Source organism: Caloramator sp. CAR-1, assembly GCF_030546345.1.
GTDB classification, from domain to species: Bacteria; Bacillota; Clostridia; order Clostridiales; family Caloramatoraceae; genus Caloramator; species Caloramator australicus.
On the sequence record NZ_JAUONW010000029.1, the window covers coordinates 38,185 to 60,787 of the forward strand.

Annotated in this window: 19 protein-coding genes and 13 tRNA genes; 31 read left to right on the forward strand and 1 reads right to left on the reverse strand. The window is 36.1% G+C overall.

Annotation, left to right across the window (positions count from 1 at the left end; all coding sequences use genetic code 11):
- Position 1: 1 nt before the first annotated feature.
- The 7 genes from gatA to Q3V94_RS08770 all read left to right on the forward strand — a co-directional run bounded on the left by gatA (position 2) and on the right by Q3V94_RS08770 (position 8,923).
- Positions 2-1,453, forward strand: a complete 1,452-nt coding sequence (gene gatA, locus Q3V94_RS08740) for an Asp-tRNA(Asn)/Glu-tRNA(Gln) amidotransferase subunit GatA (RefSeq protein WP_303527013.1) — start codon at positions 2-4, stop codon at positions 1,451-1,453.
- An 11-nt stretch (positions 1,454-1,464) separates the two neighbouring features.
- Entirely contained in the window at positions 1,465-2,892 is a 1,428-nt protein-coding gene (gene gatB, locus Q3V94_RS08745) for an Asp-tRNA(Asn)/Glu-tRNA(Gln) amidotransferase subunit GatB (protein WP_303526936.1), read from the forward strand.
- A gap of 478 nt (positions 2,893-3,370) precedes the next feature.
- Positions 3,371-4,291: an ABC transporter permease gene (locus tag Q3V94_RS08750; protein ID WP_274766178.1), complete on the forward strand. Its 921-nt coding sequence runs from the start codon at positions 3,371-3,373 to the stop codon at positions 4,289-4,291.
- A 12-nt stretch (positions 4,292-4,303) separates the two neighbouring features.
- Positions 4,304-5,233, forward strand: coding sequence for an ABC transporter permease (locus tag Q3V94_RS08755; protein WP_008909126.1), 930 nt, complete (start codon positions 4,304-4,306; stop codon positions 5,231-5,233).
- Between the two features lie 10 nt (positions 5,234-5,243).
- Complete coding sequence (locus Q3V94_RS08760; RefSeq protein ID WP_008909127.1) at positions 5,244-6,254, forward strand: ABC transporter ATP-binding protein; 1,011 nt, start codon at positions 5,244-5,246, stop codon at positions 6,252-6,254.
- Positions 6,254-7,231 (forward strand): ABC transporter ATP-binding protein, encoded by a 978-nt coding sequence (locus tag Q3V94_RS08765; protein WP_040306437.1) that lies wholly within the window; start codon positions 6,254-6,256, stop codon positions 7,229-7,231. The genes Q3V94_RS08760 and Q3V94_RS08765 overlap by 1 nt, the downstream gene beginning before the upstream one ends.
- A gap of 57 nt (positions 7,232-7,288) precedes the next feature.
- Positions 7,289-8,923 (forward strand): peptide ABC transporter substrate-binding protein, encoded by a 1,635-nt coding sequence (locus Q3V94_RS08770; RefSeq protein ID WP_008909129.1) that lies wholly within the window; start codon positions 7,289-7,291, stop codon positions 8,921-8,923.
- 150 nt (positions 8,924-9,073) lie between these two features.
- Here the strand turns inward: Q3V94_RS08770 and Q3V94_RS08775 are convergent, their stop codons facing one another.
- Entirely contained in the window at positions 9,074-10,504 is a 1,431-nt protein-coding gene (locus tag Q3V94_RS08775) for a hypothetical protein (protein WP_192811212.1), read from the reverse strand.
- Between the two features lie 69 nt (positions 10,505-10,573).
- On the opposite strand from Q3V94_RS08775, the gene Q3V94_RS08780 reads away from it, so the two are divergent.
- The 24 genes from Q3V94_RS08780 to lonB all read left to right on the forward strand — a co-directional run bounded on the left by Q3V94_RS08780 (position 10,574) and on the right by lonB (position 22,529).
- A complete protein-coding gene (locus Q3V94_RS08780; protein ID WP_303526942.1) occupies positions 10,574-11,554 on the forward strand; it encodes an AIR synthase family protein in 981 nt (326 codons plus the stop codon).
- A gap of 1 nt (position 11,555) precedes the next feature.
- Positions 11,556-12,335 (forward strand): ribonuclease PH, encoded by a 780-nt coding sequence (gene rph / locus Q3V94_RS08785; RefSeq protein WP_008909133.1) that lies wholly within the window; start codon positions 11,556-11,558, stop codon positions 12,333-12,335.
- Positions 12,301-12,906, forward strand: a complete 606-nt coding sequence (locus Q3V94_RS08790) for an XTP/dITP diphosphatase (RefSeq protein ID WP_008909134.1) — start codon at positions 12,301-12,303, stop codon at positions 12,904-12,906. The genes rph and Q3V94_RS08790 overlap by 35 nt, the downstream gene beginning before the upstream one ends.
- 11 nt (positions 12,907-12,917) lie before the next feature.
- Positions 12,918-13,397 carry a metallophosphoesterase family protein gene (locus Q3V94_RS08795; RefSeq protein ID WP_008909135.1) on the forward strand — a complete coding sequence of 160 codons (480 nt, stop codon included), beginning with the start codon at positions 12,918-12,920 and terminating at the stop codon, positions 13,395-13,397.
- Positions 13,398-13,489: 92 nt separating this feature from the next.
- Positions 13,490-13,565: transfer RNA gene (locus Q3V94_RS08800), tRNA-Pro, on the forward strand.
- 59 nt (positions 13,566-13,624) lie between these two features.
- A tRNA-Gly gene (locus Q3V94_RS08805) sits at positions 13,625-13,698 on the forward strand.
- Positions 13,699-13,703: 5 nt separating this feature from the next.
- Positions 13,704-13,780, forward strand: a tRNA-Arg gene (locus Q3V94_RS08810).
- Positions 13,781-13,785: 5 nt separating this feature from the next.
- Positions 13,786-13,862, forward strand: a tRNA-His gene (locus Q3V94_RS08815).
- Between the two features lie 7 nt (positions 13,863-13,869).
- Positions 13,870-13,946 (forward strand) — tRNA-Gln (locus Q3V94_RS08820).
- Between the two features lie 3 nt (positions 13,947-13,949).
- Positions 13,950-14,025: transfer RNA gene (locus tag Q3V94_RS08825), tRNA-Lys, on the forward strand.
- A 6-nt stretch (positions 14,026-14,031) separates the two neighbouring features.
- Positions 14,032-14,115, forward strand: a tRNA-Leu gene (locus tag Q3V94_RS08830).
- A gap of 8 nt (positions 14,116-14,123) precedes the next feature.
- Positions 14,124-14,199 (forward strand) — tRNA-Gly (locus tag Q3V94_RS08835).
- 5 nt (positions 14,200-14,204) lie between these two features.
- A tRNA-Gly gene (locus Q3V94_RS08840) sits at positions 14,205-14,278 on the forward strand.
- Between the two features lie 5 nt (positions 14,279-14,283).
- Positions 14,284-14,360: transfer RNA gene (locus Q3V94_RS08845), tRNA-Arg, on the forward strand.
- 6 nt (positions 14,361-14,366) lie between these two features.
- Positions 14,367-14,442 (forward strand) — tRNA-Lys (locus tag Q3V94_RS08850).
- A 30-nt stretch (positions 14,443-14,472) separates the two neighbouring features.
- A tRNA-Arg gene (locus tag Q3V94_RS08855) sits at positions 14,473-14,549 on the forward strand.
- Between the two features lie 10 nt (positions 14,550-14,559).
- Positions 14,560-14,635, forward strand: a tRNA-Lys gene (locus Q3V94_RS08860).
- Between the two features lie 93 nt (positions 14,636-14,728).
- Positions 14,729-15,529, forward strand: coding sequence for a hypothetical protein (locus Q3V94_RS08865; RefSeq protein ID WP_303526947.1), 801 nt, complete (start codon positions 14,729-14,731; stop codon positions 15,527-15,529).
- Positions 15,530-15,590: 61 nt separating this feature from the next.
- Positions 15,591-16,454: a hypothetical protein gene (locus Q3V94_RS08870; RefSeq protein WP_303526949.1), complete on the forward strand. Its 864-nt coding sequence runs from the start codon at positions 15,591-15,593 to the stop codon at positions 16,452-16,454.
- 140 nt (positions 16,455-16,594) lie between these two features.
- Positions 16,595-17,437 carry a ComEC/Rec2 family competence protein gene (locus Q3V94_RS08875; RefSeq protein WP_008909138.1) on the forward strand — a complete coding sequence of 281 codons (843 nt, stop codon included), beginning with the start codon at positions 16,595-16,597 and terminating at the stop codon, positions 17,435-17,437.
- Between the two features lie 106 nt (positions 17,438-17,543).
- Positions 17,544-18,836: a trigger factor gene (tig, locus tag Q3V94_RS08880; protein ID WP_008909139.1), complete on the forward strand. Its 1,293-nt coding sequence runs from the start codon at positions 17,544-17,546 to the stop codon at positions 18,834-18,836.
- Between the two features lie 59 nt (positions 18,837-18,895).
- Positions 18,896-19,486, forward strand: coding sequence for an ATP-dependent Clp endopeptidase proteolytic subunit ClpP (gene clpP, locus Q3V94_RS08885; RefSeq protein WP_008909140.1), 591 nt, complete (start codon positions 18,896-18,898; stop codon positions 19,484-19,486).
- A 15-nt stretch (positions 19,487-19,501) separates the two neighbouring features.
- On the forward strand, positions 19,502-20,797 hold the full coding sequence (gene clpX, locus Q3V94_RS08890; protein WP_008909141.1) for an ATP-dependent Clp protease ATP-binding subunit ClpX: 1,296 nt from the start codon (positions 19,502-19,504) through the stop codon (positions 20,795-20,797).
- Positions 20,798-20,888: 91 nt separating this feature from the next.
- A complete protein-coding gene (gene lonB / locus Q3V94_RS08895) occupies positions 20,889-22,529 on the forward strand; it encodes an ATP-dependent protease LonB (protein ID WP_008909142.1) in 1,641 nt (546 codons plus the stop codon).
- The last annotated feature ends 74 nt before the right edge of the window (positions 22,530-22,603 follow it).

Genomic DNA, 22,603 nt, shown 5'->3' on the forward strand with positions numbered 1-22,603 from the left:
GATAAGGATGCATTACTTGTCAGCACATGAGGTTAGGGATCTTTTAAGAAAAAGGGAAGTTACAGCAGAAGAGGTTACAAGAAAAACATTAGAAAGAATAAATGAGGTTGATAATAAGGTTAACGCATACTTAGAAGTTTTTGAAGATGCAATAGAGGCCGCAAAGGAAATTGATAAAAAAATAGCACAAGGGGAAGATGTAAAGGACCTTGCAGGAATTCCAATGGCTATTAAGGATAACATCTGCATGAAGGGCAGAAAAACAACCTGTGCATCAAAGATACTGGAAAACTTCGTCTCACCATACGATGCAACTGTTGTAGAAAGGCTAAAGGATAATGGGGCAGTAATCGTTGGAAGACTTAATATGGATGAGTTTGCAATGGGCTCATCAACAGAAAATTCTGCCTTTAAAAAGACAAGAAATCCATACGATTTAGAAAGGGTGCCAGGGGGATCCTCAGGTGGTTCTGCAGCAGCAGTTGCAGCAGGCGAGGCATATTATACTTTAGGTTCTGATACAGGAGGTTCAATAAGGCAGCCGGCGTCACTTTGTGGTGTTGTTGGATTTAAGCCTACCTACGGAAGGGTTTCAAGATATGGACTTGTTGCCTTTGCATCATCCCTAGATCAGATAGGACCTTTTACAAGGGATGTGGAGGATGCTGCTTTAGTCTTAAATGCAATATGTGGAAAGGATAACAGGGATTCAACCTCAGCAGATGTTAAGGTAGAGGATTTTACTACATATTTGAATAAATCCCTTAAGGGAGTTAAGGTTGGTCTTCCAAAGGAATACTTTGGAGAAGGCATAGATGATGGAGTTAAAAAGGAAATAGAAAAGGCCATTGCCCTTTTAAAGGATTTAGGTGCTGAAATAAAGGAAATAAATCTTCCAATGTCCCAATATGCCCTTGCGGTTTACTATATTCTTTCAAGTTCAGAGGCTAGTTCAAATCTTGCAAGATTTGACGGCATAAGATATGGAGTTAGGGCAAAGGACTTTGAGGATGTCGTTGACCTTTATGTTAAATCAAGAAGCCAAGGCTTTGGAAGCGAAGTTAAAAGAAGAATTATGCTAGGAACCTATGCACTATCATCCGGATATTATGATGCATATTACAAAAAAGCTCTAAAGGTTAAAACTTTAATAATCAATGAATTTAAGAAGGCCTTTGAGGATGTTAATTTAATAATATCTCCAACATCACCATCGGTTGCCTTCAAATTTGGAGAAAAGGCTGATGATCCACTAAAGATGTATTTATCAGATATCTGCACAGTTCCTGTTAATATTGCAGGACTTCCTGCAGTGTCCATCCCGGCAGGTTTATCAGACAACTTACCTGTAGGGCTTCAGATTATAGGAAATTACTTTAAAGAAGGGGAGATTATAAGCCTTGCTCATGGAATTGAAAAGGCTCTATCCCTTAACTTAAGGCCTAATCTATAGGAGGTGCTAATATGGATTTTGAAGCAGTTATCGGTCTTGAGATACATGCAGAGCTTTCAACAAAATCAAAGATATTCTGCTCCTGCACTACTGAATTCGGTGGAGAGGCAAATACCCATTGCTGTCCTGTTTGCCTTGGACTTCCTGGAGCATTACCGGTTTTAAATAAATCAGTTGTAGACTTTGCTATAAAGGCAGGTCTTGCATTAAACTGTAAAATAAATAAGGATACATATATGGCAAGAAAAAACTATTTTTATCCGGATGCACCAAAGAATTATCAGATTACTCAGCATGAAACTCCCCTCTGCAGTGAAGGATATATTGAAATTGAAACCGATGAAGGAGTAAAAAGGATTGGAATTCAAAGAATACATATTGAAGAGGACGCAGGAAAGGCCCTTCATGAGGGGGAAAATTCACTTATAGATTTTAATAGATCCGGTGTGCCATTAATTGAGATAGTTACAAAGCCGGATATGAGAAGTCCAAAAGAGGCAAGGATGTTCTTTGAAAAGTTAAGATCAATCCTTTTATACACAGAAGTTTCCGACTGCAAGATGCAGGAAGGTTCATTAAGGTGTGATGCCAACGTCTCAGTAAGGCCAAAGGGTTCAACCGAGTTTGGAGTAAAAACAGAGATAAAGAACATGAACTCCTTTAAAGCCCTTGAAAAGGCCCTTGAGTATGAAATTGAAAGACAGATAAATGCAATTAAAAAGGGAGAAAGAATAGTTCAGGAAACTAGAAGATGGGATGAGGCAAAGGGTCAGACTATAGTTATGAGAAGCAAAGAAGAGGCTCATGATTATAGATATTTCCCTGAACCTGATATGGTTTATTTAAAGCTTGATGATGAATGGATTGAAGATATTAAAAGAACTATGCCAGAGCTTCCAGATGAAAAGAAAAGAAGATATATCGAAGAATTTGGCCTTCCAGAATATGATGCAAATATAATTACAACTTCAAAGGAACTTGCAGCCTTCTTTGAAGAAGCTGTAAATATCGGAGGAAATCCAAAGACAATAAGCAACTGGATTATGGGTGAAGTTTTAAGAATACTTAACGACAGGGAAATGGAAATTACGGATGTAAAATTTACTGCAAAGGACCTTGTAAAATTGATTTCCCTAGTTGAAAAGGGAACAATATCAAATACAATTGCAAAAAAGGTATTTGTAGATATGTTTGAAACAGGAAAGGATCCTGAAAAAATTGTCGAAGAAAAAGGACTTGTTCAAATTACAGATGAAGCTGCAATAAGGGAAATAGTTAATAAAGTTCTCGACGAAAATCCACAATCTGTGACAGATTTTAAAAACGGAAAGACAAAGGCGGTTGGATTTATAGTAGGTCAAGTTATGAAGGCCTCAAAAGGTAAGGCAAATCCTCAGATGGTTAATAAATTAGTAGAAGAAGAGCTTTTAAAAAGATAACGCATGCTAACTAGCATGCGTTTTATTTTTGGATAAATACCTTCAAAATAAAAACTATTCAAAAAATTATTAAAATTAATAAAAAAATATTATTCAATATAAAAAATATTATGAAAAAAGAATTTTAAATTTGTTTTATAAATAACAATTTATAAATATAAATAAAAACATTAGTTTATTAGTAGATACTTGCATAAAAATTCTTTTTCATGAAACAATAACACATATTTTAATTCAAAAATTTTATCTTGAATTAAAATTTTATTTGAATTATAATTTATTTCGTAGTTTAAATTATTTTTAAATTTTTTTAAAAACTGAAGGCAATATCAGAATGTATTCGAAAATCCAATAAATAACGAAAAATCGAGAGAAATATATTAAAAATTTAACGAAAATTAAATTTTTTCAATTTGTTAAAAAATTTAAAACAAATTAAAATAAAGTTAACAAACGCAAAAAAGAGGGGAGAGATCGTATGCTAAATTACATCATCAAAAGACTCGTGGCCAGTATTGTAACTCTTTGGGTAATAGCAACAGCAACATTTTTCTTAATGCATGCTATCCCTGGAGGTCCATTTGATAGCGAAAAGCCGCTTCCACCTCAGATTAAGGCAAATCTTGAGGAAAAGTTTGGGCTAAACAAGCCTATTTCTGAGCAATATATGATGTATATGAAAAATCTTTTAAAGGGAGATCTTGGACCATCATTAAAGTATGAAGGAAGAACAGTAAATGATATTATTGCTTATTCCTTCCCAACATCAGCTAAACTTGGACTTGTAACTGTTATTGTTTCACTCATATTTGGAACTTATCTTGGAGTTACAGCAGCTCTAAATCAAGGAAAATGGCAGGATCAGCTTGTTATGGTTATTGCAACATTAGGAGTTACTGTTCCAAGCTTTGTTATGGCAACATTTTTAATTTTAGTTTTTGCTGTTAAGCTTCAAATTCTTCCAGCTGTAGGCTTTGAAGGACCAGCAAACTATGTAATGCCAGTTTTAGCTCTTGGCGGATACTCATTATCATTTATAGCGAGATTAACTAGGTCAAGCCTTCTTGATGTTATAAGACAGGACTATATAAGAACAGCAAAGGCAAAGGGATTATCAAGAAATGTCGTTATTTACAAGCATGCATTAAGAAACGCACTTATTCCAATAGTTACTTATTTAGGACCTTTAATGGCAGGTATTTTAACAGGAAGTTTCGTTATAGAAAAGGTATTTGGTATACCAGGTCTTGGTAGAGAGTTCGTTACAGGAATATACAACAGAGATTATTCGATGATAATGGGTCTTACAGTATTCGACAGCTTCTTGCTTATAGCATTTAACTTTATAGTTGACTTATTATATGCAGTAATAGACCCAAGAATTAAGCTAGAAGCGTAAGGAGGAGACGATATGGAATATACAAACCTTCAGTTAACAAAGGATATGTTTGAAAAGGTTCCAAAGGAAGAAAGAAATATCAATGAAATTGTAAGGCCAAGCGAAACCTATTGGCAGGACGTTTGGAGAAGATTAAAGAAGAATAAGCTTGCTATGGGGGGACTTTTCTTCGTAATATTTATAACTTTGGTTGCAATAGTAGGACCATATTTATCACCATATAACTATTATTCACAGGACTTTTCAATTGCAAACCAAGGCCCAAGTTCAGCCCACTGGTTTGGAACTGATCCATTTGGAAGAGATATATTCACAAGAATTTTATACGGTGCCAGAATTTCACTTGTAGTTGGTTACGCTGCAAGTATATTAAACCTTACAATTGGTATTTTATACGGTGGTATTTCAGGCTACTTTGGCGGTAGAGTTGACAATATAATGATGAGAATTGTTGATACACTTTATGCGATACCAATGCTTCTTTACGTAATTCTTATAATGGTTGTTATAGGTGCAGGATTAAAGAGTATAATTTTCGCCTTAGCGATTGCATATTGGCTATCAATGGCAAGAATAGTTAGAGCTCAGGTTCTTTCATTAAAGCAACAGGAATTCGTTCTTGCTGCAAAGACTTTAGGTGCACCACACATGAGGATTATATTAAGACACCTTATTCCAAACAGTATGGGACCAATTATAGTAACACTTACATTATCGGTTCCATCAGCGATATTTACAGAAGCATTCTTGAGCTTTATAGGACTTGGAGTTTCAGCTCCGATGGCTTCTTGGGGAGTTTTAGCATCAGAAGCAATGGAAACATTGTATATATATCCATATCAGATGTTATTCCCAGCCCTTGCAATATCATTGACGATACTTGCATTTAACTTCCTTGGAGATGGATTAAGAGATGCGCTAGATCCAAAGATGCGTAAGTAGGAGGGACACTATGGAAAGATTATTAGATATAAAGAACTTAAAAACATCATTCTTTACACATGTTGGAGAAGTAAAGGCAGTAAGAGGCGTATCCTTTCACCTCGATAAAGGAGAAGCCCTTGGTATAGTTGGAGAATCAGGTAGTGGTAAAAGTATAACGATGATGTCAGTTATGAGACTTTTAGCTGACAACGGGAAAATAGTTGATGGAGAAATCTGGTTTGATGGTAGAGACCTTGCTAGCCTTTCAGAAAACGAAATGCAAAAAATTAGAGGTAATGAAATAGGAATGATTTTCCAAGATCCTATGACTTCTTTAAACCCAGTATTAACAGTTGGCGATCAGCTAACAGAGCCTCTTTTAAAGCATAAGAAGATGCCTAAGGAAGAGGCATACAAAAGGGCAGTTGAGATGTTAAGGCTAGTAGGAATTCCTAGCCCAGAAAAGAGAATTAAGCAGTATCCTCATGAATTTTCAGGCGGTATGAGACAAAGAGTTATGATAGCAATGGCCCTTATAAATGAGCCAAAGCTTCTAATTGCCGACGAGCCAACAACAGCCCTTGACGTTACTATCCAAGCTCAGATTTTAGAGCTTATGAAGGATTTAAAGTCAAAGATCAATACTTCAATAATTCTAATAACCCACGACCTTGGAGTTGTTGCTGACGTATGTAATAGAATAAATGTTATGTATGGTGGCCTTATAGTGGAAACAGGAAAAACTTCAGATATATTCTATAATCCAAAGCATCCATATACTTGGGGACTTTTAAGGAGCGTTCCAAATCCAAAGACCCTTGTAAAGGAAAGGCTAAAGCCAATCGATGGACAGCCACCAGACCTTTTAAAACCACCAGCAGGATGTCCATTTGCTCCAAGATGTGAGTATGCCATGAGGGTATGTATGACTCATATGCCTCCACTCTTTGAAGTTGGAGAAAATCACAAGGCAGCATGCTGGCTAAACCATCCTGATGCGCCAAAAGTTGAAGCACCAGTTGGAAGGAGGCATGAATGATGGAAAATAAAAAGGCACTTATTAGCATAAAAAATCTTAAAATGTATTTCCCTATAAAGAAGGGACTCTTTGGAAGACAAGTAAGCTATGTTAAGGCAGTGGATGATGTTTCCTTCGAAATCATGAAGGGAGAAACATTAGGTCTTGTTGGAGAGTCTGGATGCGGGAAAACAACAACAGGAAGAACAATAATAAAATTATACGAACCAACTTCCGGTGAAATAATATATGATGGGGTAGATATTGCAAAGTTTACTCCAAATCAAATGCTTCCTTATAGAAAGAAGATGCAGATGATATTCCAAGACCCATATGCATCATTAAACCCAAGAATGACGGTTGCTGACATAATAGGCGAAGCAATAGACATCCATAAGCTCATGACTGGTAAAGAAAGAATGGAAAGAATTCATTATCTTTTAAACGTCGTTGGATTAAACAGCGAACATGCAAACAGATACCCACATGAGTTCTCAGGTGGTCAAAGACAGAGAATTGGTATTGCAAGAGCCCTTGCAGTTCAACCTGAGTTTATAATATGTGACGAGCCTATATCAGCCCTTGACGTTTCAATTCAAGCTCAGGTTGTAAATATGCTTGAGGACCTACAAAGAGATTTTGGATTAACTTACCTATTTATAGCCCACGACCTTTCAATGGTTAAGCATATTTCCAATAGAGTTGGGGTTATGTATCTTGGTAAGATGGTTGAGCTTGCAGAGAGCAATGAGCTTTATACAAAACCGCTTCATCCATATACACAGGCACTACTTTCTGCAATACCAATACCAGACCCAGATGAGGCTATGTCAAAAAAGAGAATAGTTCTAGAAGGAGAAATACCATCACCAATCGATCCACCTCCTGGATGCAGATTCAAAGGAAGATGTAAATACGCAAAACCTATTTGCTCAGAGCAGGACCCAGTTTTTAAGGATGTTGGTGGAGGACATATGGTTGCTTGTCACTTATATTAATGTCAATATCCGGCCTTAGTGCCGGATAAATATACATAAAAAAGGGGAGGAATGAAGATGAAAAAATCAAAATTATTTATCGTCCTCGCCTTAGTATTAGCCTTAGGAGTATCATTATTCTCAGGCTGTGCTAGGGGAGGCGGAGCTGGTCAAACAATTAGATATAACTTAGGTGCAGAACCAGCAACAATCGACCCACAATTAAATAGTGCCGTTGACGGTGCTACAGTTATTGTTAACTGCTTTGATGGTTTAACAAGACTTGATGCAAATGATTCACCAGTTGCAGCAATTGCTGAAAAATGGGATGTATCAGCAGATGGATTAACTTATAAGTTCTACTTAAGAAAAGATGCAAAATGGACTGACGGTCAGCCCGTTAAGGCCCAAGATTTCATTTATGCATGGCAAAGGGCTCTTGACCCAGCTACTGCATCAGAATATGCTTATCAGTTATACTATATAAAGAACGGTCAGGCAATCAACGAAGGAAAGATGCCTGTTGACCAATTAGGAGTTAAGGCGCTTGATGACTATACTCTTGAAGTTACACTTGAAGCACCAACACCATACTTCTTATCCTTAACTGCATTCCCAACATATATGCCTGTAAGAAAGGATGTAGTTGAAAAGGATCCTCAAGGTTGGGCAACAAGACCAGAAACTTATATTTCAAACGGACCATTCAAGCTTGTGGAATGGAGACAAAAGGATGCTATCGTTCTTGAAAAGAATCCAAACTGGTATAATGCAGATAAGGTAAAATTCTCAAGAATCGAAATGAAGATGCTTGAAGAAGCAACAAGTGCCCTTGCTGCGTTTAGAACTGGACAGCTTGATTTCATTGAATCACCACCACAGGCTGAAATTCCAAACATGGTAAAGACAGGAGAAGCTCAAATTTTATCAAACCTTGGAACTTATTTCTACATCTTTAACCTTTCACCAAATGCAGAAAAGATAGACCCAGCTGCTGCAAAGGCTATAAAGGATGTTAGAGTAAGAAAGGCAATTGCTCTTGCAATTGATAGAAAGGCATTAGTTGAAAATGTAACTAAGGGTGGACAATTACCAGCAACATCCTTCGTTCCAAATGGTATTCCAGATGCTGATGGAACAGACTTTAAGAAGAAGGACTACTTCCCAGCAGAGGGTAATGTAGAAGAAGCAAAGAGACTTCTTGCAGAAGCTGGATATCCAGATGGAAAGGGATTCCCAAAACTTACGTTAATTTACAACACAAGCCAAGGCCATCAGGCTATTGCAATGGCAATACAAGATATGCTAAAGAAGAACCTTGGAATAAATATAGAACTTGCTAACCAAGAATGGAAGGTATTCCAAAAGACAAGAAACGATAAGAACTATATCTTTGCAAGACACGGTTGGCTTGCTGACTATGTTGACCCAATGACATTCCTTGACATGTGGGTAACAAATGGAGGACAAAACAACATAGGATATAGCAATCCAGAATATGATAAGAGAATCGAAGCTGCAAAGAAGGAATTTGATCAAGCAAAGAGAATGCAACTTATGCATGAAGCTGAAGACATCCTTATGGAAGATATGCCACTTATCCCACTTTACTACTATACAAATGTTGTATGTATAAAGGACTATGTAAAGGATGTTCATAAGTCAGCTCTTGGATTCGTTTACTTCGATTACGGATATATTGAAAAGAAATAACAAAAATAAACCCGCTATTTTGCGGGTTTATTTTTTTCAGGAGGGGTTTTTCTAGGCGTGTAATATGCACACTGGGTTTCTTGATTTAAAACGTTTTGTGTTATGCTGATGTGATCAAGGCTGCATTTGCCATCCATTTCATAAATGCAATTAGCCGAGCAGTTGATGTTGGTCATCCTCTTCCCTCCCATTATTAGTATCTCCCAAATAGTGCAAATTAATGAATATTGAGCTTGCATAGATTGAAAATTGATTGTCTACCTTTTTAGATACTTCAGATAGAGGAATTAAATTGTTGCTTATTTTAATTGACTTTAGAAATACTGGAGCTAAATTCACTTCGCTGAATATAGGAATGTTTTCGTTTATTTCTATATCCAATCCATCGATGTTTACTTTTCTTTCAACTGTTGACTGAACGAGTTTATCGATAGTATTGCTGATAAATAGGTCGATTATATCTAATAATTTATCGTCCTTTTTTATTAAGAAATAGGTATAAAGACATTTTATAACTTCTGCAGCATCCCTTATGGAGTATTTTACTTCATCTTCAATGGCAAATATACCCAAAGTTTCGTTAAAGGTTTCAAGCAGCATATTCAATATTCTTTCGGCGGAGATTTTAAACTTTTCAATTTTTGTTATTAAATATCCTTCTAAAAGAGCCGAGGCTGCTCTAAAATGGGTAATTAATGAAGCAGGAAGGAAATTATTTGGTGATTTTTCAATTTCACCAGTTATTTTTATTCTTGATTCTATTTCTGCACAACCTAAGGCAATAAGCTCGCAAATTGAGGTTAATATTTCTTCATCTTTTATATATTTTGAAGCTCTATATAGCGATGATATTATTAAGGAAAGATTTCTTGTTGTTAACTCTAGGGCAAGATTGAAGTTTTCATAGAGGAACTTAAATATTTTCTCCCCATCTAGTTTATACATCTTCTCCTTTTCTGAGTTTTCCTTTAGTGTTTCTTTGTAAGCCATAAAGGCTTCAAAAACCAACACTTGATCTAAAAAGTCAAATTCCTTTGAGTTTTGTTTTAGTTTTAAATTGTCTCCGATAAACTTTGTTTTATCCTCTGCATCCACAAAAAGACCATCTTTGTTTCTAAGATAACCCGTAAGAAACTCTATAAAGTTTTTAATCTGTCGTCTTATTATAAAATCCTTTGCTTCTGTTGTAGGCTGTTGATTTAAAAGGCTTATCATTGAAGTAATTGCAAAAACTTGTGAACTTACCGTAATTTCTTTTTTAAAGGAATTAAAATCCCAAATATATTTCCCTGGGTTTACAATTGAAGAGGGCGCCTCTGAAAAGCCTGCCTTTGCTTCCTTATAAATACAATGCAAAGGCATAAGATTTTCTAAAAGTTCCTTATCCTCATCGCTGGAAATTTTGTTGATATGTTCTCTTTCCTTTTCACTGAAAAAATACGGGATTCCACATCCTGAGTAAAATAATGTCCATAAAATATTATTTAGAGCATAATATTTCAGCTTAGCAAAGGCTAATAATTTATCCACCTCAATCACCGACAAATAAAGTTCTATTATTATAATATGATGATTGGACAAGTTATGTTACAAAGGCATTTAATTTTTTCTTACAAAATAATATAATATATTTGGAATGGAGGTTAGGCTATGGATATAGGAAAGCTACCAAACGAAATTTTAAGAGAAAAAATTTTGAGAAAAATAAGAAAAATAAATGAAGATGTTATAGTAACGCCATCCATTGGTGAGGATTGTGCTGCCATTAAATTTGACGATGAAGTCTGTGTGGTGACGACGGATCCTATTACGGCTGCAACTAAGGATATTGGTAAAATTGGCGTTATAATAAACAGCAACGACATCGCATCTTCAGGGGTAAGGCCAATAGGCATAACCGTAACGCTTTTAGCACCGCCCAATGCTAAAATAGAAGAAATTGAAAATATAATGGATGATATAATAAAAACCTGTGAAGGTTTAAATATAGATATATTAGGTGGTCATACAGAAATAACCGACGCTGTTAATAGATATATCTTATCCATAACAGCTATAGGAAAAGGGAAAAATATAGTTAAAACTGGTGGTGCAAAGGTTGGAGATGATCTTATCATGACAGGCTATGCAGGGCTTGAAGGAACATTTATTTTGGCAAATGAGCTTTATGATAAACTTATATTTAAAGTTGATAAGCATATATTAGATAAAGTAAAAAAAATGCAGCCGTCTATCAGCGTTTTGGAGGTTGGACTTGTTGCAGGCAAATTTGGGGTTAATTCAATGCACGATGCAACTGAAGGGGGAATATTAGGAGCAATTTGGGAGGTCGCAGCATCAAGCGGGAAAGGAGTATATGTTTATAAGGATAAAATTCCAATGCTTGAAGAAACAAAATCAATATGTAATGCTTTAGGTTTAGATCCGTATAGGCTAATCTCAAGTGGCGCCATGCTAATTTCAACTTCAAAGGGAGAGGAGCTTTTAAATATATTTAAAGAAAAAGGAATACATGCATCTATTATTGGAAAAATTACAGAAAAGGACATTATATTAAACGATGGTGGTAAGGAAATAGAAATAAAAGAGCCATCATCTGATGAAATATATAAAGCTTTTAAGGAGGATTAAAATGAGAGTTGACGGACGAGATAACTTAGAGCTAAGGCCAATTAAGGTTACAAGAAATTACATAAAACATGCAGAAGGGTCTGTTTTAGTTGAATTTGGTGATACTAAAGTAATCTGCACAGCATCCATCGATGATAAGGTTCCACAATTTTTAAAGGGAACAGGACAGGGATGGATTACATGTGAATACGGGATGCTCCCAAGGTCGACTGTGGAGAGAAAGCCAAGGGAGGCTGCAAAGGGTAAGATAGATGGAAGAACGGCAGAAATTCAACGGCTAATAGGAAGGGCATTAAGATCAGTGGTTGATCTTACAAAAATCGGAGAAAGAACTATATGGATAGATTGCGATGTTATTCAGGCAGATGGTGGAACTAGGACAGCATCCATCACAGGCGCCTTTATTGCCCTTGTGGATGCCATTAATAAACTTGATGAGGTTGAAAAATTAGCTGTCTATCCGATTAGAAATTATGTGGCGGCTGTAAGCGTTGGTATATTTGACGGAGAAGTCTTGCTTGATCTTTGCTATGAGGAGGATTCTAAGGCCAAGGTTGATATGAATGTTGTTATGACTGACAAGGGAGATTTTGTAGAGATTCAAGGAACAGGAGAGGAGTCACCCTTTAATAGAAAAGAACTTAATATGATGCTTGAAGCTGCAGAGATTGGGATAGAAAAACTTATCGAAATTCAAAAAAGAGAGTTAGGCAGTGCTGCAAATAGAATTGGGGAGGAGATTAGTGTTGAAGTTTCAGAAGATAATACTAGCCAGCAATAACAAGCACAAGGTTGATGAGATAAAAACCATTCTTAATAAATATGGAATAGAAGTTTTATCATTAAAGGAGGTAGGAATAGAGGTAGAGGTTGAGGAAGATGGGACTACCTTTGAGGAAAATGCCCTTAAAAAGGCTTCTGAAATTTGTAAGTTAACAAAATTGCCTTGTATCGCTGATGATTCAGGGCTTGAAGTGTTTGCTTTAAATGGAGCGCCTGGAGTATATTCAGCAAGATTTGCCGGAGAACATGGGAATTACAAAAAGAACAATCAAAAACTATTAGAGCTTTTAAAGGATGTTCCTTACGATAAAAGGGATGCCAGATTTGTTACTGTGATTGCCTTTGTAACAGATGATGGTGATAAAATTTTAGCAAGAGGGGAAGTATTTGGGAAAATAGCCTTTGAGGAGAAAGGTGAAAATGGATTTGGATATGACCCGTTATTTATTTATCCGGAACTTAACAAGACATTTGCACAGCTAAGTCCAGAAGAAAAAAATAAAATTAGCCATAGAAGAAGGGCGCTTGATAACTTTGTTAAGTTATTCGAAGAAAAGTATAAGCTATAGGGGGAGCGGAAGTGAGGGTTGGAATTGTAAGCGATACCCATAAAAATCTCTTTATGCTGGATAAGGCAATTAAAAATATGGGTGAGATTGATCTTTTGATTCATCTTGGAGACTGTGTAGAGGATGTCAAAAAGATAAGCGAAAAATATAATAATATTGAAATCGTATATGTAGCTGGAAACAATGACTGGTCATATAAGGAAACGGAAAAGATAATCACTATAAAGGGCAACAAAATATTGTTAACCCATGGCCATAGATACAACGTTTACTTTGGACTTGAAAGACTTTATTTTAGAGCATTAGAAGCAGAGGCCAATATAGTCCTATATGGTCACACCCATGTTCAAAATATTGAATGGGTAAATAATATACTTTTTATAAATCCAGGAAGCACAACATTGCCAAGGGATAAAAGTCCAGGGTGTATTAAACTCCTATTCGACGAAAAGGGCGATTTTGAAGCCTTTACATACAAATTTGAGTATTAACTAAAAAAATTTTAAAAAATGTATTGACACATATCACATTCTGTTGTATACTCTATTATGTCGTCAGGCGGACGACGCCGACGACGAAAAGTCGGGGTGTGGCGCAGATGGGAGCGCGCGTGGTTTGGGACCATGAGGTCGCAGGTTCAATCCCTGTCACCCCGACCAAAATTAAAAAAGTGCTTGACAAAATGATTAAATATGATATAATTAAACATGTCGATTGCGCGGGTGTAGCTCAATGGTAGAGCACCGGCCTTCCAAGCCGGTTACGTGGGTTCGATTCCCATCACCCGCTCCAGATAAGCGCCTTTAGCTCAGTTGGATAGAGCAACGGCCTTCTAAGCCGTGTGTCGGGAGTTCGAATCTCTCAAGGCGCACCATTGTGGTGGATATAGTTCAGTTGGTTAGAGCGCCAGATTGTGGCTCTGGAGGTCGTGGGTTCGAATCCCACTATCCACCCCATAAATGTTGGGCAGTAGCCAAGTCGGTAAGGCACGGGACTTTGACTCCCGCATTTCGTAGGTTCGAGTCCTACCTGCCCAGCCATGTGAGCCACTAGCTCAGTCGGCAGAGCACAAGACTTTTAATCTTGGTGTCCGGGGTTCGATTCCCCGGTGGCTCACCAAAATATGCGGGCGTGGCGGAATTGGCAGACGCACTAGACTTAGGATCTAGCGCCTCGTGCGTGGGGGTTCAAGTCCCTCCGCCCGCACCATTTATTATGCGGGAATAGCTCAGTTGGTAGAGCGTCACCTTGCCAAGGTGAAAGTCGCGGGTTCGAGTCCCGTTTCCCGCTCCAGGCATGCGGGTGTAGCTCAATGGTAGAGCACCGGCCTTCCAAGCCGGTTACGTGGGTTCGATTCCCATCACCCGCTCCAGATAAGCGCCCTTAGCTCAGTTGGATAGAGCAACGGCCTTCTAAGCCGTGTGTCGGGAGTTCGAATCTCTCAGGGCGCACCATAATGTGGGCCATTAGCTCAGTTGGTAGAGCACCTGACTCTTAATCAGGGTGTCCTGGGTTCGAGTCCCCGATGGCCCACCATTAATTTTGCTTACATAAGTTAATATGTGAGCGCCCATAGCTCAGCTGGATAGAGTTACAGACTTCGAATCTGGAGGTCGTAGGTTCGAGTCCTACTGGGCGCACCAGTTAGAATGCGGGCCATTAGCTCAGTTGGTAGAGCACCTGACTCTTAATCAGGGTGTCCTGGGTTCGAGTCCCCGATGGCCCACCAAAAAACCACCAAAATGGTGGTTTTTTTATTTATCCTTTATTTTTTTTACATATTAGTGTATAATCCTTATTGAGAAACAAGGGAGGTGAAGGGATGGGAAAGCCCAGCATATTCAGCAAGGATTATGAAAAGATGATGCGAAGAAGAAGAATAAACATTACTTTGATAATTTTAATTATAATAAGCGTTGTTTATTTTTTTGGAGATAGATTTATTAAATTGGACTTTTTAAAAAAATTCAATCTTGCTTTTTTTGAAAAGTTGAAGATAGAAAAAAAGATTGGAGATAAAAAAACACAAGAACCAACGACTAAGGAAAGCGTAAAAGAGTCTCAAAAGGAAGTTAAAAATATAAAAGTTGAAAAGTATAAAAAAAGCGATGGGGCTATAATTGAATTTTACATAGATACGGTTAAAGGTGAAATAGTCGAGATCAAGGATTTAAAGGGAGAGACGAATTATAATATTTCTCAAAATAAAAAGTTTGCTGTTTTTGACGATATTAAGGCAGGTAAAATTCTTTTTTTAGATTCACAGGGTAATGTTAAGGAGCTGACAAGGGATTATTATAGATCATCAAAACTAAATAAAAATTTTTATAGAAAGGATATATTAGCATCAAACCCTGATTATATATGGGCGGCAAAGCCATATATCGCTTATGATGAGAGGATTTTGTTTTTATCAGAGCTTCCTTATTTTAAAAAGGACGGTAGTATTCATCTTTGGTATATAGATTTAAAATCAAAGCAGATAAAAAGAATAACAGATCTTAATATAAAGGATATTAATTTAGTTGAGTTTATAGGTTATGATGAAAACGGAGTAAAAATAAAAGTAGGGAATGATTATTATATTTTAAAAAAAGATAATTATAAATTAGTTAAGTCATAACACATTATCAATTGAACATTTCGAACATATAATTATATTAAGCAATCTTTATGGTGATTATATGCTCAAGTTCCACAGAATAGACGACATAGAAAAGTTTGTATCAAGCACTCTTTTGGTGGATTATAAGAAAAACTATACAAATCTTTTATTGTCGTCGATTATGGCAGGAATTCATAGGACCTTTGGATTGAGGCATGAAGGAATAATAATGGCACTGGAAATTGTAGATACAATAAAAGATGATACCTCTAATCTTATTGAAAGAAATCTACTTGTTTGGAACCTATATGTTTTAGCTCATGAGTTTATAGAAGAATGCTCCTTTGAAAGGGCTATGAACTTCATCGAAAGGGCAGAAAAAAATTGGACTAGAGATATTTTGTTAGGAGACGAGATGGGGGTCTATCATGTTTCCTGGATCGAGCAGATTTGGCTCCTTAAAAGCCATATTTACATGCTTTTAAAGGATGATAATAATTTTCAAAGGACTACTGATATGATTTTGGATAGTAGATTAAAATTGTTTAAAGAGGCAGAAAAAGAAACTGAAGAAATCATCATTTTTGATAGATGCACCTATAATGCGTATGAAATTATGGCTATGGAAAGTAGAAGAAAAAATATTGTAAATGCAATAAATTTTTTAAAACAAGCAATTTTGATAAAAGGAAATATTAAAGTAGATAATGACAATAAAAATATTAGTTCTAATCCATATAAATATTATGATAATCTTATGAATTTTTTCAATAGGTTGCAAGAAAAGCCCTATGATAATATTAAATATTTATACTGTGCTTCCTGTAGATTTTTTGACGGTGAAGGGCTTTGCAAAAGACACGGAACTACAACAGATAAATTTAAGGCATGTAGCATGTATGAGGGACAAAATAAAAAGGCAACCCCCACGGAAACAATATGAGGCGGCAGCACTGAAACAGGAACAGGAACAAAACAGGAGAAGGGATTGCCTTTTTAATTATATTTAATTATGCACCCATTTAATATTTTATCCTTAATTATAATTATTATACATTCTGATAAAAATTTTGGAGGAATCCTATGAAAAAATTTATTTGGTTTGTTCTTTTAATACTATCATTATTTCTTATTAATGCCTGTAGTATTCAAAGTCCAGATATATCAACCTTTAATGGAAAGTTAGTTTTTTTTACTGTTGATGTTGGTCAGGGAGACTGTCTTCTTATTAAAACACCAGGTGATAATTATGTAATGATAGATTCCGGTTCACAAAATGAAGAAAATAAATTAAAATACTTTTTAAATGAGTATAATATAAGAAGGATAGACTATGTTGTTGCAACCCATCCCCATGAAGATCATATAGGCAACATGGATTATATTATCAAAAATTTTGATGTTAAAAAGGTTTATATGCCTAAGGTTACTTCAAATACTAAATCCTTTGAAAATCTAATGGAAGCTATTGAGGAAAGAGGTCTTAAAATAAACACAGCAAAGGCAGGGGTAAATTTTCAGTTAGATGGAGTTGAATTTAAATTTTTAGCCCCTAATAGAAATTATTATGAAGATTTAAATAATTATAGTGCAGTATTGATGATAAGCTATGACCAAAACAAGATTTTGCTCATGGGGGATGCAGAAAAACCTTCTGAGGATGAGATTATTAAAAAATTTGACGTTAAGGCTGACATTTTAAAGGTTGGACATCATGGAAGTTCATCCTCAACTGGAAGCAGATTTTTAAATAAAGTTAACCCTTCCTATGCAGTTATCTCCTGTGGTAAAAATAACGATTATGGTCATCCCCATAGGGAAACTTTAAGTCTTCTTAAGAAAAACAATATAAACATTTTAAGGACGGATCTTGATGGGACGATAATATTTTTGCTCGATGGGCAAAAGATAGAATTATATAGATAATTACACTTGAATGTAAAAATATTGTATGTTATCATTATAGTGCATATTTGTAAGGTTTTAAGATATGTAAAAAATTAAAATTGAATATAGAATGGAGGATTTTTCAATGAACACAAAAGTAGAAAGAATAGAAAACAATGTAGTTAAAATTGAAGTTACTGTTCCTGTTGAAAATTTCAAAGAGGCTCTTAAAAAGTCATATGAAAAGAACGTGTCAAGATTTAGCGTTCCTGGATTCAGAAAGGGAAAGGCTCCAATGGCTATTATTGAAAAATTCTATGGAGAAGGCGTTTTCTATGAAGATGCTATTAACTTCATAGTAGAAGAAACATATCCAAAGGCTGTTGAAGAAAACGATATTCATCCAGTTGATTACCCAGAACTTGATATAGTTCAAATTGGTAAGGATGTTGATTTTATCTATACTGCAAGAGTTACAGTAAAACCAGAAGTTAAGCTTGGTCAATATAAAGGACTTGAAGCTACAAAAATAAGCTACTTAGTAACGGATGAAGACGTTGAAGCTGAAATCAACATGTTAAAGGAAAAAAATGCCAGAATTATAAACAAGGAAAATGGAACAATAGAAAAAGGGGATATTGCTGTTATAGATTTTGAAGGATTTATAGACAACACACCATTTGAAGGTGGAAAGGCTGAAAATTACGAGCTTGTTATAGGTTCAGGAACATTCATTCCAGGATTTGAAGATCAATTAGTAGGTGCAAAGGTTGGAGAAACTGTAGATGTTAATGTTACATTCCCAGAAGATTATCATGCAGAAAATCTAAAGGGCAAGCCAGCTTTATTTAAGGTTACTATAAAGGATATAAAGGTAAAGGAATACCCTGTAGTTGATGATGAGTTTGCAAAGGATGTTTCAGAATTTGAAACATTAGAGGAATTAAAGGCTGATATTAGAAAAAGAATTCAAGAAGAAAATGATAAAAGGGCAAAGATGGAACTTGAGGATCAGCTTATCGGAAAAGTTGTTAATGCATCAGAGGTTGAAATTCCAGAGGCCATGATAAATCAAGAAATCGACTATATGGTAAAGGATATGGACTATAGATTAAGATACCAAGGATTAAATATAGATCAATACATCGAAATGATGGGAATCACTATGGAAACTTTAAGAAACGATCTTAAGGAAGTTGCAACAAACAGAGTTAAAACTAGCCTTGTATTAGAAGCAATAGCAAAGGCAGAAAATATTACAGCTACTGAAGAGGAAATTGAAAGTAGAGCAGAAGAACTTGCAAAGCGTTATGGAGTTAAGGATATTGAAAGAATGAAGAAGGCTATTTTAGATTCACAAAGAGCATTAATTGCTGAAGAAATTGTGAACAATAAAGTTATAGACTTTGTTGTTAGTGAAAGCAAAATAATAGGTTAATTTGTTAAAGCAATTGCTTTTTGGCAATTGCTTTAACTTAAATTAAAGGAGGGATAGTTATGAGTTTGGTTCCAATAGTTGTTGAACAAACCGCAAGGGGTGAAAGATCCTACGATATTTATTCAAGACTTTTAAAGGAAAGAATTATTTTCCTTGGGGATGAAATAAACGATCAAACTGCAAACCTTGTTATTGCACAGCTTTTATTCTTAGAATCGGAGGATCCAGATAAGGATATATATCTTTATATAAACAGCCCTGGAGGAGTTATATCAGCAGGTCTTGCTATTTATGATACTATGCAATATATAAAGCCGGATGTTTCAACTATATGCGTTGGTATGGCAGCTTCGATGGCGGCGGTTCTTTTAGCTGCTGGTGCTAAGGGAAAAAGATTTGCTCTACCTAACAGCGAAATAATGATACATCAACCACTTGGTGGGGCAAGGGGTCAGGCAACAGATATAGCAATTCATGCGGAGCATATATTAAAGTTAAAGAAAAGGTTAAATGAAATTTTAAGCGAAAGAACAGGTCAGCCAATAGAAAGAATTGAAAAGGATACAGACAGAGACAACTTTATGACAGCACTTGAAGCAAAGGAATATGGTCTTATAGACGATGTTATTACCAAGAAAATTACTAAATAATTGTGGGGTGTCACAATGTCAAAACTAGATGAAAAGAAATTAAAATGTTCCTTCTGTGGAAAACCTCAGGACCAAGTTAAAAGGCTTATCGCAGGTCCTGGTGTATATATATGCGATGAGTGCATTGAACTTTGTTCTGAAATTATAACTGAAGAATTAGAATACGAACAGGATTATGAAACAGGAGATCTTCCAAAACCAAAGGAAATAAAGGAATATCTTGATCAATATGTAGTTGGTCAGGATGAAGCTAAAAAGGCACTTGCAGTTGCGGTTTACAATCACTATAAAAGAATAAATGCACCAAAGAGCAGAAGAGATGATGTTGAACTTCAAAAAAGCAATATACTTCTTTTAGGACCTACAGGTTCAGGGAAGACTTTGCTTGCCCAAACACTTGCAAAGATGCTTAATGTTCCCTTTGCAATAGCTGATGCTACAACGTTGACTGAGGCAGGTTATGTTGGAGAAGACGTTGAAAACATACTATTAAGGCTTATTCAAAATGCTGATTATGATATTGAAAGGGCAGAAAAGGGAATTATTTATATAGACGAGATCGATAAGATTGCAAGAAAATCTGAAAATCCTTCAATAACAAGGGATGTTTCAGGGGAAGGTGTTCAACAGGCACTTTTAAAAATATTAGAAGGAACAGTTGCTAATGTTCCTCCTCAGGGTGGCAGAAAACATCCTCATCAGGAATTTTTACAGATAGATACTACAAATATTCTGTTTATATGTGGGGGAGCCTTCGAAGGAATTGACAAAATTATAGAAAAGAGGCTTCACAAAAATTCAATAGGTTTTGGTGCTGAAATAAAGAGCAAAAATGAAAGAAATGTAGGAGAAATTCTAAAGCATATACTTCCTGAAGATCTTTTAAAATTTGGTATGATACCGGAATTCGTAGGAAGAGTTCCTATTGTAGTTACTTTAAATCAGCTTGATAAGGATGCTCTTATAAACATTTTAACTGAACCTAAAAATGCCCTTACAAAGCAATATGCTAAGCTCTTTGAAATGGACGGTGTAGAATTAGAATTCGAAAGGGAAGCCCTTGAAGCTATCGCAGATGAAGCGCTAAAGAGAAAGACAGGGGCAAGAGGTTTAAGGGCGATAATGGAAGAGCTTATGATGGATGTTATGTTTGAAATTCCATCAAGGGAAGATGTTGCAAAATGTATAATCACTTTGGATACGGTTGTTAATAAACAGCCTCCAAAGCTTATAATTGGCGAATCATTAAAAAAGAAAAAATCTTCTCAAAGCGCAAAAAGGGCTAAATTAAAGACACAGAGCGTATCGTGAGGCTTCTTTAAGCCTCTTTTTATTTCTCCTCCCTGAATAATGAGCTTTAAAAGGGAAATAATAAGTTTGAAATAGAAAGGGAGGGGAAATTATGATTGCAAGTCAGTTTTTGGTGATTTTAAATTTAATATTTACAGCCATAATTGCCATTTACTTTTATAACCTTTTAAAGGGACAGCAGAGCACAAAGGTTTACATTGAAAAGGAAAGTAAAAAGGAATTAGAAAAGTTGAACAAGTTAAGATCTATAAGCCTTACTGAGCCGCTTTCTGAAAAAACAAGACCTTCATCCTTTGACGAAATCATAGGTCAGGAGATGGGAATTAAAGCACTCAAGGCAGCCCTTTGCGGACCCAATCCTCAGCATGTTATAATTTATGGGCCACCTGGTGTAGGCAAGACCGCTGCAGCAAGACTTGTTTTGGAGGAGGCCAAGAAAAATCCTATTTCCCCCTTTAAGAGCAACGCAAAGTTTATAGAAGTTGATGCAGCAACGGTAAGATTTGATGATAGAGGTATTGCGGATCCCTTAATAGGTTCTGTCCATGATCCTATCTATCAGGGGGCAGGGCCCTTAGGGGTTGCAGGGATACCTCAGCCAAAGCCCGGAGCTGTCACTAAGGCCCATGGAGGAATACTATTTTTAGATGAAATCGGGGAGCTCCATCCAATTCAGATGAATAAGCTTTTGAAGGTTTTAGAGGATAGAAAGGTATTTTTGGATAGCGTCTATTATTCTTCAGAGGATCCCAATATACCAACCCACATTAAGGATATATTTGAAAATGGGCTTCCGGCAGATTTTAGACTTGTAGGTGCAACAACAAGAAGTCCAGAGGAAATCCCCCCCGCTATAAGATCAAGATGCGTTGAAATATTTTTTAGGGCTCTAACACCAGACGAGATCGAAATTATTGCAAGGAATGCGGCAAAGAAGGGCGGATTTACAATAGATGAGGATGCTGTATCGACGGTTGCAAAGTATGCTACAAACGGTAGGGAAGCCGTTAACATAGTGCAGATTGCAGGTGGAATTGCAATTAATGAAAAAAGATGGAATATAACGGTAAATGATGTTGAATACGTTATAGAAAGCGGACACTATAGCCCAAGACCGGATAAGAAGATTACAAAGGAACCTCAGGTAGGATGCGTTAATGGCCTTGCGGTGGTTGGTGCAAATCTTGGAGTTTTACTAGAAGTTGAAGCTACAGCTATTAAGGTTGAAAAGGGAAGTGGAAAATTAACTATAACAGGTATTATAGATGAAGAGGAAACCGGAACCTTTGGAAGAAAACTTAGAAGGAAAAGCACATCAAAGGGATCCGTTGAAAACGTTTTAACGGTTTTAAGGCAATACTTAGATATAGATACGAGGGACTATGATATACATGTAAATTTCCCTGGTGGAATGCCAATCGATGGTCCCTCTGCAGGGGTTACAATAACAACTGCGATATATAGTGCTATAACTGAAATTCCGGTTGATAATGAAGTTGCGATGACTGGTGAGGTTTCAATCAGGGGATTTGTAAAACCAGTTGGAGGAATCCTTGCAAAAATTGAAGCTGCAAGAAAGGCCGGTGCAAAAAAGGTTTTGATTCCAAAGGAAAATTATCAGGAGAACTTTAAGGAAATGGACATAGAGATTATTCCGGTTGAGAGGATAGAGGAGGTTTTGTGTGAGGCCCTTGTAGATAAGAGGACTCTTCTTAAAAAGAGCACAGCATAATTGGCACCCTTAGGGTGCCAATTGTTATAATATCCGTGTTGAAAATATATGGATAATTAAGGTATAATATATTA